Annotated in this window: 14 protein-coding genes, 1 tRNA gene and 1 rRNA gene; 9 read left to right on the forward strand and 7 right to left on the reverse strand. The window is 52.3% G+C overall.

Annotated features, from left to right (window positions below):
- Nucleotides 1–11 precede the first annotated feature (11 nt).
- The 3 genes from ACU8XX_RS19690 to gmhB all read right to left on the reverse strand — a co-directional run bounded on the left by ACU8XX_RS19690 (nucleotide 12) and on the right by gmhB (nucleotide 2,634).
- Nucleotides 12–88, reverse strand: a tRNA-Ile gene (locus ACU8XX_RS19690).
- Nucleotides 89–156: 68 nt separating this feature from the next.
- Nucleotides 157–1,698 (reverse strand): 16S ribosomal RNA (locus ACU8XX_RS19695).
- A gap of 363 nt (nucleotides 1,699–2,061) precedes the next feature.
- On the reverse strand, nucleotides 2,062–2,634 hold the full coding sequence (gene gmhB / locus ACU8XX_RS19700; protein ID WP_001140174.1) for a D-glycero-beta-D-manno-heptose 1,7-bisphosphate 7-phosphatase: 573 nt from the start codon (nucleotides 2,632–2,634) through the stop codon (nucleotides 2,062–2,064).
- A 187-nt stretch (nucleotides 2,635–2,821) separates the two neighbouring features.
- On the opposite strand from gmhB, the gene metN reads away from it, so the two are divergent.
- The 7 genes from metN (at nucleotide 2,822) to ACU8XX_RS19735 (ending at nucleotide 9,286) form a co-directional block, all read left to right on the forward strand.
- Nucleotides 2,822–3,853 carry a methionine ABC transporter ATP-binding protein MetN gene (gene metN / locus ACU8XX_RS19705; protein WP_000593994.1) on the forward strand — a complete coding sequence of 344 codons (1,032 nt, stop codon included), beginning with the start codon at nucleotides 2,822–2,824 and terminating at the stop codon, nucleotides 3,851–3,853.
- A complete protein-coding gene (locus ACU8XX_RS19710) occupies nucleotides 3,846–4,499 on the forward strand; it encodes a methionine ABC transporter permease MetI (protein ID WP_001294600.1) in 654 nt (217 codons plus the stop codon). The genes metN and ACU8XX_RS19710 overlap by 8 nt, the downstream gene beginning before the upstream one ends.
- Nucleotides 4,500–4,538: 39 nt before the next feature.
- Nucleotides 4,539–5,354, forward strand: a complete 816-nt coding sequence (gene metQ, locus ACU8XX_RS19715; protein ID WP_000874226.1) for a methionine ABC transporter substrate-binding lipoprotein MetQ — start codon at nucleotides 4,539–4,541, stop codon at nucleotides 5,352–5,354.
- A 117-nt stretch (nucleotides 5,355–5,471) separates the two neighbouring features.
- A complete protein-coding gene (rcsF, locus tag ACU8XX_RS19720) occupies nucleotides 5,472–5,876 on the forward strand; it encodes an Rcs stress response system protein RcsF (protein WP_001202329.1) in 405 nt (134 codons plus the stop codon).
- Nucleotides 5,873–6,580, forward strand: a complete 708-nt coding sequence (gene tsaA, locus ACU8XX_RS19725) for a tRNA (N6-threonylcarbamoyladenosine(37)-N6)-methyltransferase TrmO (RefSeq protein WP_000094011.1) — start codon at nucleotides 5,873–5,875, stop codon at nucleotides 6,578–6,580. Before rcsF ends, tsaA begins: the two co-directional genes overlap by 4 nt.
- A 110-nt stretch (nucleotides 6,581–6,690) precedes the next feature.
- Nucleotides 6,691–8,409 carry a proline--tRNA ligase gene (proS, locus tag ACU8XX_RS19730; RefSeq protein WP_446908311.1) on the forward strand — a complete coding sequence of 573 codons (1,719 nt, stop codon included), beginning with the start codon at nucleotides 6,691–6,693 and terminating at the stop codon, nucleotides 8,407–8,409.
- A gap of 52 nt (nucleotides 8,410–8,461) precedes the next feature.
- Nucleotides 8,462–9,286 (forward strand): YaeF family permuted papain-like enzyme, encoded by an 825-nt coding sequence (locus ACU8XX_RS19735; protein ID WP_001301405.1) that lies wholly within the window; start codon nucleotides 8,462–8,464, stop codon nucleotides 9,284–9,286.
- Between the two features lie 199 nt (nucleotides 9,287–9,485).
- Here ACU8XX_RS19735 and nlpE read toward each other — a convergent pair whose 3' ends face one another.
- The 3 genes from nlpE to ACU8XX_RS19750 are packed head-to-tail and all read right to left on the reverse strand — an operon-like array spanning nucleotide 9,486 to nucleotide 11,174.
- Nucleotides 9,486–10,196, reverse strand: a complete 711-nt coding sequence (gene nlpE / locus ACU8XX_RS19740) for an envelope stress response activation lipoprotein NlpE (RefSeq protein ID WP_000239183.1) — start codon at nucleotides 10,194–10,196, stop codon at nucleotides 9,486–9,488.
- 13 nt (nucleotides 10,197–10,209) lie between these two features.
- A complete protein-coding gene (arfB, locus tag ACU8XX_RS19745) occupies nucleotides 10,210–10,632 on the reverse strand; it encodes an alternative ribosome rescue aminoacyl-tRNA hydrolase ArfB (RefSeq protein WP_240765269.1) in 423 nt (140 codons plus the stop codon).
- Complete coding sequence (locus ACU8XX_RS19750) at nucleotides 10,629–11,174, reverse strand: YaeQ family protein (RefSeq protein WP_001185290.1); 546 nt, start codon at nucleotides 11,172–11,174, stop codon at nucleotides 10,629–10,631. The genes arfB and ACU8XX_RS19750 overlap by 4 nt, the downstream gene beginning before the upstream one ends.
- A gap of 165 nt (nucleotides 11,175–11,339) precedes the next feature.
- Between ACU8XX_RS19750 and ACU8XX_RS19755 the strand changes: the two genes are divergently transcribed.
- Together ACU8XX_RS19755 and rof are read left to right on the forward strand one after the other, a co-directional pair.
- Complete coding sequence (locus ACU8XX_RS19755) at nucleotides 11,340–11,540, forward strand: YaeP family protein (RefSeq protein ID WP_000417058.1); 201 nt, start codon at nucleotides 11,340–11,342, stop codon at nucleotides 11,538–11,540.
- Nucleotides 11,527–11,787, forward strand: coding sequence for a Rho-binding antiterminator (gene rof / locus ACU8XX_RS19760; protein WP_000062312.1), 261 nt, complete (start codon nucleotides 11,527–11,529; stop codon nucleotides 11,785–11,787). The genes ACU8XX_RS19755 and rof overlap by 14 nt, the downstream gene beginning before the upstream one ends.
- Nucleotides 11,788–11,835: 48 nt before the next feature.
- On the opposite strand, the gene tilS is transcribed toward rof, so the two are convergent.
- On the reverse strand, nucleotides 11,836–13,134 hold the full coding sequence (gene tilS / locus ACU8XX_RS19765; RefSeq protein WP_016241848.1) for a tRNA lysidine(34) synthetase TilS: 1,299 nt from the start codon (nucleotides 13,132–13,134) through the stop codon (nucleotides 11,836–11,838).
- Nucleotides 13,135–13,146: the final 12 nt, after the last annotated feature.

The raw sequence follows: 13,146 nt of genomic DNA on the forward strand, positions 1-13,146 counted from the left end.
CCGTGCAAATTTGGTAGGCCTGAGTGGACTTGAACCACCGACCTCACCCTTATCAGGGGTGCGCTCTAACCACCTGAGCTACAAGCCTGTAGAGGTTTTACTGCTCATTTTCATCAGACAATCTGTGTGAGCACTGCAAAGTACGCTTCTTTAAGGTAAGGAGGTGATCCAACCGCAGGTTCCCCTACGGTTACCTTGTTACGACTTCACCCCAGTCATGAATCACAAAGTGGTAAGCGCCCTCCCGAAGGTTAAGCTACCTACTTCTTTTGCAACCCACTCCCATGGTGTGACGGGCGGTGTGTACAAGGCCCGGGAACGTATTCACCGTGGCATTCTGATCCACGATTACTAGCGATTCCGACTTCATGGAGTCGAGTTGCAGACTCCAATCCGGACTACGACGCACTTTATGAGGTCCGCTTGCTCTCGCGAGGTCGCTTCTCTTTGTATGCGCCATTGTAGCACGTGTGTAGCCCTGGTCGTAAGGGCCATGATGACTTGACGTCATCCCCACCTTCCTCCAGTTTATCACTGGCAGTCTCCTTTGAGTTCCCGGCCGGACCGCTGGCAACAAAGGATAAGGGTTGCGCTCGTTGCGGGACTTAACCCAACATTTCACAACACGAGCTGACGACAGCCATGCAGCACCTGTCTCACAGTTCCCGAAGGCACCAATCCATCTCTGGAAAGTTCTGTGGATGTCAAGACCAGGTAAGGTTCTTCGCGTTGCATCGAATTAAACCACATGCTCCACCGCTTGTGCGGGCCCCCGTCAATTCATTTGAGTTTTAACCTTGCGGCCGTACTCCCCAGGCGGTCGACTTAACGCGTTAGCTCCGGAAGCCACGCCTCAAGGGCACAACCTCCAAGTCGACATCGTTTACGGCGTGGACTACCAGGGTATCTAATCCTGTTTGCTCCCCACGCTTTCGCACCTGAGCGTCAGTCTTCGTCCAGGGGGCCGCCTTCGCCACCGGTATTCCTCCAGATCTCTACGCATTTCACCGCTACACCTGGAATTCTACCCCCCTCTACGAGACTCAAGCTTGCCAGTATCAGATGCAGTTCCCAGGTTGAGCCCGGGGATTTCACATCTGACTTAACAAACCGCCTGCGTGCGCTTTACGCCCAGTAATTCCGATTAACGCTTGCACCCTCCGTATTACCGCGGCTGCTGGCACGGAGTTAGCCGGTGCTTCTTCTGCGGGTAACGTCAATGAGCAAAGGTATTAACTTTACTCCCTTCCTCCCCGCTGAAAGTACTTTACAACCCGAAGGCCTTCTTCATACACGCGGCATGGCTGCATCAGGCTTGCGCCCATTGTGCAATATTCCCCACTGCTGCCTCCCGTAGGAGTCTGGACCGTGTCTCAGTTCCAGTGTGGCTGGTCATCCTCTCAGACCAGCTAGGGATCGTCGCCTAGGTGAGCCGTTACCCCACCTACTAGCTAATCCCATCTGGGCACATCCGATGGCAAGAGGCCCGAAGGTCCCCCTCTTTGGTCTTGCGACGTTATGCGGTATTAGCTACCGTTTCCAGTAGTTATCCCCCTCCATCAGGCAGTTTCCCAGACATTACTCACCCGTCCGCCACTCGTCAGCGAAACAGCAAGCTGTTTCCTGTTACCGTTCGACTTGCATGTGTTAGGCCTGCCGCCAGCGTTCAATCTGAGCCATGATCAAACTCTTCAATTTAAAAGTTTGATGCTCAAAGAATTAAACTTCGTAATGAATTACGTGTTCACTCTTGAGACTTGGTATTCATTTTTCGTCTTTCGACGTTAAGAATCCGTATCTTCGAGTGCCCACACAGATTGTCTGATAAATTGTTAAAGAGCAGTTGCGACGCGCTTTAGCGCACTGTCGCGAGGTGGCGTATATTACGCTTTCCTCTTTCAGAGTCAACCCTGAATTTCAGGATTTTTCTCTTCAACCGAATCGGCTGTTTGTGTGAAGTGATTCACATCCGCCGTGTCGATGGAGGCGCATTATAGGGAGTCGTCTCAGGAAGACAAGTGGAAAAATGCATTTTTATTTCAATCGCTCATCTTTTAATCATTATGCCGGTTTTTGCTGCTTTTTTATCGCTTGCGGCAGGTCTGCCAGGCTATTTAACACCCAATCCGCCGCGTTTTCTGCTTCAGGCGTAATAGGTTTACCCGTACGCACCAGCACTTTTGTTCCCACGTTCGCCGCAGCCGCTGCCTGCATATCTTCTAATTTATCGCCCACCATATAAGAAGCGGCCATATCAATATGCAAATAATCGCGTGCTGACAAAAGCATCCCCGGATGTGGTTTACGGCAGTCGCAGACCTGGCGAAACTCTTCAACACTACCCTGCGGATGATGCGGGCAATAATAGATACCATCCAGATCGACATCTCGGTCCGCCAGCGACCAGTCCATCCACTCGGTCAGCGTTTCAAACTGTGCTTCGGTAAATTTACCGCGAGCAATGCCAGACTGGTTGGTTACTACCACCAGCGCAAAGCCCATTTTTTTTAGCTCGCGCATGGCGTCAATAACACCGTCGATAAATTCAAAGTTGTCGATCTCATGGACATAGCCGTGATCGACATTAATGGTGCCATCACGGTCAAGAAAAATTGCGGGTACGCTCTTCGCCACCTTTTATAGCTCCTTAATAAGGCATGTGACGCTAGTATCGCATGTTTCGACCTGCAAGAAAGTGCTCTTCGCATAAACCTGATTGATTTAGACGTCTGGATGCCTTAACATCCATTTCATTGACGGCGTTGCCCGTTTCAGGCATTCGAAATGCCACGACTAACTTAATGACGATAATAAATAATCAATGATAAAACTTTCGAATATCACCAAAGTGTTCCACCAGGGCACCCGCACCATCCAGGCGTTGAACAACGTCAGCCTGCATGTGCCAGCTGGACAAATTTATGGCGTTATCGGTGCCTCAGGCGCGGGTAAGAGTACGCTTATACGTTGTGTAAACCTGCTGGAGCGCCCAACCGAGGGTAGCGTGCTGGTCGATGGCCAGGAGCTGACCACGCTGTCAGAATCTGAGTTGACCAAAGCTCGCCGCCAGATTGGTATGATTTTCCAGCATTTTAACCTGCTCTCTTCGCGTACTGTTTTTGGCAACGTGGCTCTGCCGCTGGAGCTGGACAACACACCGAAAGACGAGATCAAACGTCGCGTGACGGAATTGCTGTCATTGGTTGGTCTTGGCGATAAGCATGATAGCTACCCGTCGAATCTTTCCGGTGGGCAGAAACAACGTGTGGCGATTGCCCGTGCATTAGCCAGCAATCCCAAAGTATTGCTGTGTGATGAAGCCACCAGCGCGCTGGACCCGGCAACGACACGTTCTATTCTCGAACTGCTGAAAGACATCAACCGCCGTCTGGGTTTGACGATTCTGTTGATCACCCACGAAATGGACGTTGTGAAGCGTATTTGTGATTGCGTGGCGGTCATCAGCAACGGCGAACTGATCGAGCAGGACACGGTAAGTGAAGTGTTCTCACATCCGAAAACGCCGCTGGCGCAGAAGTTTATTCAGTCTACCCTGCATCTGGATATCCCGGAAGATTACCAGGAACGTCTGCAAGCGGAGCCATTCACTGACTGCGTGCCGATGTTGCGTCTGGAGTTTACCGGTCAATCGGTCGATGCCCCACTGCTTTCTGAAACCGCGCGTCGTTTCAACGTCAACAACAACATTATTAGCGCGCAGATGGATTACGCCGGTGGCGTTAAGTTCGGCATCATGCTGACTGAAATGCACGGCACACAACAAGATACGCAAGCCGCCATTGCCTGGCTGCAGGAACACCATGTAAAAGTAGAGGTACTGGGTTATGTCTGAGCCGATGATGTGGCTGCTGGTTCGTGGCGTATGGGAAACGCTGGCAATGACCTTCGTATCCGGATTTTTTGGCTTTGTGATTGGTCTGCCGGTTGGCGTCCTACTTTATGTCACGCGTCCGGGGCAAATTATTGCTAACGCGAAGCTGTATCGTACCGTTTCTGCGATTGTGAACATTTTCCGTTCCATCCCGTTCATTATCTTGCTGGTATGGATGATTCCGTTTACCCGCGTTATTGTCGGTACATCGATTGGTTTGCAGGCAGCGATTGTTCCGTTAACCGTTGGTGCAGCACCGTTTATTGCCCGTATGGTCGAGAACGCTCTGCTGGAGATCCCAACCGGATTAATTGAAGCTTCCCGCGCAATGGGTGCCACGCCGATGCAGATCGTCCGTAAAGTGCTGTTACCGGAAGCATTGCCGGGTCTGGTGAATGCTGCGACTATCACCCTGATTACCCTGGTCGGTTATTCCGCGATGGGTGGTGCAGTCGGTGCCGGTGGTTTAGGTCAGATTGGCTATCAGTATGGCTACATCGGCTACAACGCGACGGTGATGAATACGGTACTGGTATTGCTGGTCATTCTGGTTTATTTAATTCAGTTCGCAGGCGACCGCATCGTCCGGGCTGTCACTCGCAAGTAACGTTCAACACAACATAAATAATTGAAGAAGGAATAAGGTATGGCGTTCAAATTCAAAACCTTTGCGGCAGTGGGAGCCCTGATTGGATCACTGGCACTGGTAGGCTGCGGTCAGGATGAAAAAGATCCAAACCACATTAAAGTCGGCGTGATTGTTGGTGCCGAACAGCAGGTAGCAGAAGTCGCGCAGAAAGTTGCGAAAGACAAATATGGCCTGGACGTTGAGCTGGTAACCTTCAACGACTATGTTCTGCCAAACGAAGCATTGAGCAAAGGCGATATCGACGCCAACGCCTTCCAGCATAAACCGTACCTTGATCAGCAACTGAAAGATCGTGGCTACAAACTGGTCGCAGTAGGCAACACTTTTGTTTATCCGATTGCTGGTTACTCCAAGAAAATCAAATCACTGGATGAACTGCAGGATGGTTCGCAGGTTGCCGTGCCAAACGACCCAACTAACCTTGGTCGTTCACTGCTGCTGCTGCAAAAAGTGGGCTTGATCAAACTGAAAGATGGCGTTGGCCTGCTGCCGACCGTTCTTGATGTTGTTGAGAACCCCAAAAATCTGAAAATTGTTGAGCTGGAAGCACCGCAGCTGCCGCGTTCTCTGGACGACGCGCAAATCGCTCTGGCAGTTATCAATACCACCTATGCCAGCCAGATTGGCCTGACTCCGGCGAAAGACGGTATCTTTGTCGAAGATAAAGAGTCCCCGTACGTAAACCTGATCGTAACGCGTGAAGATAACAAAGACGCCGAGAACGTGAAGAAATTCGTTCAGGCTTATCAGTCTGACGAAGTTTACGAAGCAGCAAACAAAGTGTTTAACGGCGGCGCTGTTAAAGGCTGGTAATTTTTAGGCTGTTTCCACAATTTGTAATATCATTCAGGACGGGCGCTTGCCCGTCTTGTCATTTTTACAAGCTCCTGATTCAATATTGACGTTTTGATCATACATTGAGGAAATACTATGCGTGCTTTACCGATCTGTTTAGTAGCACTCATGCTAAGCGGCTGTTCCATGTTAAGCAGATCCCCTGTCGAACCCGTTCAAAGCACTGCACCCCAGCCGAAAGCGGAGCCTGCAAAACCGAAAGCGCCGCGCGCCACGCCGGTCCGAATTTATACCAATGCAGAAGAATTAGTCGGCAAACCGTTCCGCGATCTCGGTGAAGTCAGTGGCGACTCTTGCCAGGCCTCTAATCAGGACTCTCCGCCGAGCATTCCAACCGCACGTAAGCGGATGCAAATCAACGCCTCTAAAATGAAAGCCAATGCTGTATTACTGCATAGCTGCGAAGTCACCAGCGGTACGCCGGGCTGCTATCGTCAGGCTGTATGTATCGGTTCTGCGCTTAACATTACGGCGAAATGAGCAGTTTCCAGTTCGAGCAAATAGGCGTTATTCGCTCGCCCTATAAAGAAAAATTCGCCGTTCCGCGCCAGCCAGGTCTGGTAAAAAGCGCCAACGGCGAACTGCATCTCATTGCTCCCTACAACCAGGCCGACGCCGTTCGCGGCCTGGAAGCGTTCAGCCATTTATGGATCCTTTTCGTCTTTCATCAAACGATGGAAGGCGGCTGGCGTCCGACTGTGCGTCCACCGCGCCTCGGCGGTAACGCCAGAATGGGGGTTTTCGCAACACGCTCTACTTTCCGCCCTAACCCAATTGGCATGTCGCTGGTAGAGCTGAAAGAGGTTGTTTGCCATAAAGACAGCGTGATTCTGAAGCTCGGCAGTCTGGATCTGGTCGATGGTACGCCGGTAGTGGATATCAAACCGTATCTCCCCTTTGCCGAATCGCTTCCCGATGCCAGTGCCAGCTATGCGCAAAGTGCGCCAGCTGCAGAGATGGCGGTGAGTTTTACCGCAGAGGTCGAAAAGCAGCTTTTGACGCTGGAGAAGCGTTATCCGCAGTTAACGCTGTTTATCCGCGAAGTACTGGCGCAGGACCCGCGCCCGGCCTATCGTAAAGGTGAGGAAACGGGCAAAACCTATGCCGTCTGGCTACATGATTTTAACGTTCGCTGGCGCGTCACCGACGCAGGTTTTGAAGTCTTTGCGCTGGAACCGCGTTAAATTCACGCCCTTCTCTTTTGACATTTCTTTTGCACTGGTAAACTAAATCACTTTTTTTGTCCCAGGCTCGCCTTGAGCCTGTTCTACCTTCCAACTGGAACCGTAACAACATGCGTACTAGCCAATACCTGCTCTCCACTCTCAAGGAGACACCTGCCGACGCCGAGGTGATCAGCCATCAGCTGATGCTGCGCGCCGGGATGATCCGCAAGCTGGCCTCCGGGTTATATACCTGGCTGCCGACCGGCGTGCGCGTTCTGAAAAAAGTCGAAAACATCGTGCGTGAAGAGATGAACAACGCCGGTGCAATCGAGGTGTCGATGCCGGTGGTTCAGCCAGCCGATTTGTGGCAAGAGAGTGGTCGTTGGGAACAGTACGGTCCGGAACTGCTGCGTTTTGTTGACCGTGGCGAGCGTCCGTTCGTACTCGGCCCAACTCATGAAGAAGTTATCACTGACCTGATTCGTAACGAGCTTAGCTCTTACAAACAGCTGCCGCTGAACTTCTATCAGATCCAGACCAAGTTCCGCGACGAAGTGCGTCCGCGTTTCGGCGTCATGCGTTCCCGCGAATTCCTGATGAAAGATGCTTACTCTTTCCATACTTCCCAGGAATCCCTGCAGGAAACCTACGATGCAATGTATGCGGCCTACAGCAAAATCTTCAGCCGCATGGGGCTGGATTTCCGCGCCGTACAGGCCGACACCGGTTCTATCGGCGGCAGCGCCTCTCACGAATTCCAGGTGCTGGCGCAGAGCGGTGAAGACGATGTGGTCTTCTCCGACACCTCTGACTATGCAGCGAACATTGAACTGGCAGAAGCTATCGCGCCGAAAGAACCGCGCGCTGCGGCTACCCAGGAAATGACGCTGGTTGATACGCCGAACGCGAAAACCATCGCGGAACTGGTTGAACAGTTCAATCTGCCGATTGAGAAAACGGTTAAGACTCTGCTGGTTAAAGCGGTTGAAGGCAGTAGCTTCCCGTTAGTTGCGCTGCTGGTGCGCGGTGACCACGAGCTGAACGAAGTTAAAGCAGAAAAACTGCCGCAGGTTGCAAGCCCGCTGACTTTCGCGACCGAAGAAGAAATTCGTGCTGTGGTTAAAGCCGGTCCGGGTTCACTGGGTCCGGTAAACATGCCGATTCCGGTGGTGATTGACCGTACCGTTGCGGCGATGAGTGATTTCGCTGCTGGTGCTAACATCGATGGTAAACACTACTTCGGCATCAACTGGGATCGCGATGTCGCTACCCCGGAAGTTGCGGATATCCGTAACGTGGTGGCTGGCGATCCAAGCCCGGATGGCCAGGGTACGCTGCTGATCAAACGTGGTATCGAAGTTGGTCACATCTTCCAGCTGGGTACCAAGTACTCCGAAGCACTGAAAGCCTCCGTACAGGGTGAAGATGGCCGTAACCAAATCCTGACTATGGGTTGCTACGGTATCGGGGTAACGCGCGTTGTGGCTGCGGCGATTGAGCAGAACTACGACGAACGCGGCATCGTATGGCCTGACGCGATCGCACCGTTCCAGGTGGCGATTCTGCCGATGAACATGCACAAATCCTTCCGCGTACAGGAGCTTGCTGAGAAACTGTACAGCGAACTGCGTGCACAAGGTATCGAAGTGCTGCTGGATGACCGCAAAGAGCGTCCGGGCGTGATGTTTGCTGATATGGAACTGATCGGTATTTCGCACACTATTGTGCTGGGCGACCGTAACCTCGACAACGACGATATCGAATATAAATATCGTCGCAACGGCGAGAAACAGTTAATTAAGACTGGTGACATCGTCGAATATCTGGTGAAACAGATTAAAGGCTGATGCCAGAAAGGGTCCTGAATTTCAGGGCCCTTTTTTACATGGATTGTATAAAATGGATAAACCAAAGGCGTACTACCGCCTGCTTCTCCCCAGCTTTCTTTTACTTTCGGCCTGTACCGTAGATATCAGCCAGCCAGACTCATCAGCCACAGCGGTAGATGCCGGGGCGAAAACATGGGCAGTCAAATTCCAGCATCAAAGCTCTTTCACCGAACAATCAATAAAAGAAATAACGGCACCTGATCTCAAACCCGGCGATTTGCTGTTCTCCTCAAGCCTTGGGGTAACCTCATTTGGAATCCGCGTCTTCAGCACTTCCTCTGTGAGTCACGTTGCAATCTTTCTGGGTGATAATAACGTTGCAGAAGCGACAGGCGCTGGCGTCCAGATTGTTTCCCTTAAAAAAGCGATGAAGCATAGTGATAAGCTTTTCGTCTTACGAGTCCCGGATCTTACCCCGCAACAAGCCACAGATATCACCGCGTTTGCCAATAAAATCAAAGATAGCGGTTATAACTATCGCGGCATTGTCGAATTTATTCCCTTTATGGTGACTCGCCAGATGTGCTCACTGAATCCGTTCTCCGAGGATTTTCGCCAACAGTGCGTCAGCGGCCTGGCGAAAGCGCAGTTAAGCAGTGTGGGCGAAGGAGACAAAAAGTCGTGGTTTTGTTCGGAATTTGTCACTGATGCATTTGCCAAAGCCGGGCATCCGCTTACGCTGGCGCAATCAGGCTGGATTAGCCCTGCCGATCTGATGCATATGCGTACTGGCGATGTCTCTGCGTTTAAGCCAGAAACGCAGTTACAGTATGTTGGGCACCTGAAGCCTGGGATTTATATCAAGGCGGGTCGCTTTGTTGGTTTGACCCGGTGATAAAGTAAATGCCTTATCCGCCTTAAGGTATGAGGGGGGTTGTAGGCATGATAAGACGCGCCAGCGTCGCATCAGGCGTTGAGCACCATTGCCGGATGCGGCGTAAACGCCTTATCCGGCCTACAAAAAACGTGCAAATTCAAAATGTTGAAATATATCCTTCTGGCCTGTTTTGCGTTTGTTTCTGTCTCAAGACGGGTTACTGCCCCAAACTACTGCAATCCTGGTTGGGGTAAAATTTCCCTGCCGTATCGGGTGCCAATACTTTAGTCGGCGCACCGGTATCCGGATTACCCTCAAGCGTAAAGTGACCTTCTACTGACAGTAACACCGGTTTTTCACTGTGACCGCGCGCAGCCAGGTAGCCACGCTCCAGCTCTGCGTTATTCGCTACCATGAAACGTTTTCCGGTCGCGCAATCAGTGAAGGTCGCCGCATCAGCCATATAAAAATACATGCCTCGCAGGGTCATCGGCGTCATAGGTAAACTGGATTGTGCCGGTTCCAGCGTATAGTTGAACTGCGATTCAATCGGATTGCCTTCACGATCGAGCATCTCCAGCGCATCGCCTTTCGCCCGATAATATGACTTTTCACCTTTGCTGTCGGTTAATACCAACTTGTCAGCGGTTCGCGCCCATGTACCGTAGGAAGCGAAGGAGGAAGGTTCTTCACGCGCGCCCAGATAACGTTCGTTCATCACCCATGTTCCGTCTTTTTCAAGAAACAAAGAGGTTTCGATCCCTTCGCAATCAGCACACGGCAGCACGCCGCGCCAACTTTGCGGCATCGGTTTCAGTTCGGCAGCCTGAGCCGGAGAAAGCGTATCGACTTCGGCCCGATTATTACATCCCATCAGTGTAAAGAGGCTGATTACAGCCATCGCTGTCACTATCGCTTTTTTCACCATCCATTCCTTCTTTTTATTCCCGACCGCTGCGCACTTTGCCGCGCAACGCTTTCACGCTTGATTTTTGTGCTTTCGATGCCAGCCTGCGCTCTTTCGATGCACGGGTGGGCCGCGTGGGTCGTCGGGCTTTTTGTTCTGTTGTTAAATCTTTAATCACTGCCACCAGCCGGGCCAGCGCGGCTTCGCGGTTCAGTTCCTGACTGCGGTATTCCTGTGCCTTAATGACAATCACGCCATCACTGCTGATCAAATGATGGCTGGCGGCGAGCAGACGCTCTTTGTAATACTCTGGCAGGCTGGACGCCCGAATGTCAAAACGCAGATGAATGGCCGTTGAGGTCTTATTAACATGCTGCCCGCCCGCGCCCTGCGCACGAATGGCGGTGATCTCAAGCTCACCATCGGGAATAGTAACATGTCGGGAAATCACAATCATGAAGGTTGTTGCCAGGCGGTTAAGTTAACTTCCAGATTATTCTTATCGTCCGATAACCAGATCACGCCATCCTGAATCGTTGCCTGCAGCGTCATGGTACGATCGGCAAAGGCGCTTACTTTCGCCAGTTGTTCATCGTCCAGATACCAGACGGAAAGATTGGCAAACTGCACACATTTGCTCTGATTTTGCTGCCACCAGATTTGCGCCGCCCGACTATTATAGGTAAACAGCGCCACTTCTGCGGCCTGGGTGCAGGCTTTCTTAATCCGCCGCTCATCCGGCAGCCCCAGCTCAATCCACAAATCAATGCCCAGGTGATCGTTACGCAGCCACGCTTCCGGCTCATCATCGGCACACAAACCACGGGTAAATTGCAGACGTTCATCAGCATATTTCAGCCACGCCAGCAAGCGCAGCATCATACGCTCCTGGGTTTCTGAAGGGTGGCGCGCCAGCGTCAGAGAGGCATCGAGAAACTGGTTGCGGTCGAGATCGGCCACATTAACCGTCGCTTTATAAATTGTCGCTTTAAGCGCCATAAGAAAACTCCTTTCGAATCAGGAGGCCATTGTAACGGAATACGTGCAGTTGCGGCGCTGATATTGCAGAAATGAGTGTGGTATAGTCACCTTGCGAAACAGAGTTTATCTTCGTAGGCTTAGACTTGCATCCACGGTTAAGTCAGAGTGCTGACAGGAGGGCATGTGGAAAAATATTGTGAGTTAATACGCAAGCGGTACGCGGAAATCGCCAGCGGAGACTTAGGATACGTTCCGGACGCGCTGGGCTGCGTTTTGAAAGTGCTGAATGAAATGGCTGCCGACGACGCCCTTTCTGAGGCTGTCAGGGAAAAAGCAGCATACGCTGCGGCAAACTTACTGGTGAGCGATTATGTCAATGAATGATACGTATCAACCAATCAATTGTGATGATTACGATAATCTTGAGCTAGCCTGCCAGCATCATTTAATGCTGACACTTGAGCTGAAAGATGGCGAAAAATTGCAGGCAAAAGCCAGCGATTTAGTCTCCCGCAAAAATGTGGAGTATCTGGTCGTCGAGGCCGCTGGCGAAACCCGTGAGCTACGTCTGGATAAAATTACCAGCTTTAGCCACCCGGAAATCGGTACGGTGGTGGTGAGCGAGTCCTGATTGACTTTCGCCGGATGCGACGTTTGATGCGTCTTATCCGGCTTTCACTTAACTAAGCGTTTTCTGCCAGACAAAACTTACGCCATTCTCACCTTCAGCCACACCTTCTTGCGTCACAAATACCCCTGCCGCCGCAATCAGCGTTTCGCCATAAAACAGCAGTGGCGTGGTGTCACGTAGCCACGGCGGCACGCCTAACTCTTGCCAGATTTTCTTCAGCTTACGTCCGCCGTTGCGCCCGACAATATGCAGCAATCCTGCCGCTTTGAAACGCACGCTGACCGCTTCGTCTGCACGCGGAGGGCGAATATCGCCTCCCGCAGTAAGCTGTACGCTTCCCAGCCCCGCCGGTAATTCCAGCGGTTGTAGCCACGTCTGCCACGGCACAATGGTTTCGCTTTGCCCGGCAACGGATTTAATCCACCACAGTTGCGACTGATATCGGCGGATTTCAAACGCGCCCAAGCGTAAACAGGGGGAGGCATCTTCCCGCGCCAGCGCCACTTCCTGCCAGATCCGCACCAGCGCGTCGCGGGAAGGCATTGGTGCATTCTGCCCTGCCAGCCAGCGACGGATAATCGCCGCGCGGCGGGCATCACTCATCGCCAGCATTGGCGCAATCTGCAGCGTCCCCTGCGACGTTTGGCAGTGTGCTAAATCATCCGCCAGCAGTTCATCCAACAGACTCTCTTGTTCAGCACAAAGTGCGGCGCTGCGGGCCGTTGCTTCGGCAAAATGCGGCCAACGCTGCTGCAATAACGGCACTACGCGCAGGCGCAGAAAGTTACGATCGTATGAGTCGTCCTGATTACTTTCGTCTTCAATCCAGCGTAAACCATGCGCCAATGCCCACTGCGCCAGTTCCCCCCGCGTGCGGGCAAGCAACGGGCGGATAAGCCGTGTTCCGGCAAACTCCGAAACTTCCGCCATAGCCGAAAGCCCGGCAGGGCCGCTACCGCGTTTTAGCGCCAGCAGAAAGGTTTCACATTGATCGTCGAGATGTTGCGCGGTGACCAGCACTTCGCCGGGCAATAGGGTACGGGCAAATGCCTGATAACGCGCCTGCCGCGCCTGGGCCTCAATCCCCAGCCCCTCTTGCGCAAGTTGTACGCGTTCGACCACCAGCGGCACCTGCCACTGTTGGCAGACGTTTTCGCAATGCGTAACCCAGGCATCGGCATTGGCACTTAAACCGTGATGCACATGAATAGCGCGCAGAGTGACGCCCGGATTTTCCGTCCGCCACTGCACCAACTGATGCAGCAGAACGGTGGAGTCAAGCCCGCCGCTAAAGGCCACCAGAATCTGGCGTGAGGTGAGAAGTTGTCTATTGAGCGTGAGTGTCATGATGGTGCGATT

This window comes from Escherichia sp. MAL-1 (assembly GCF_052948035.1).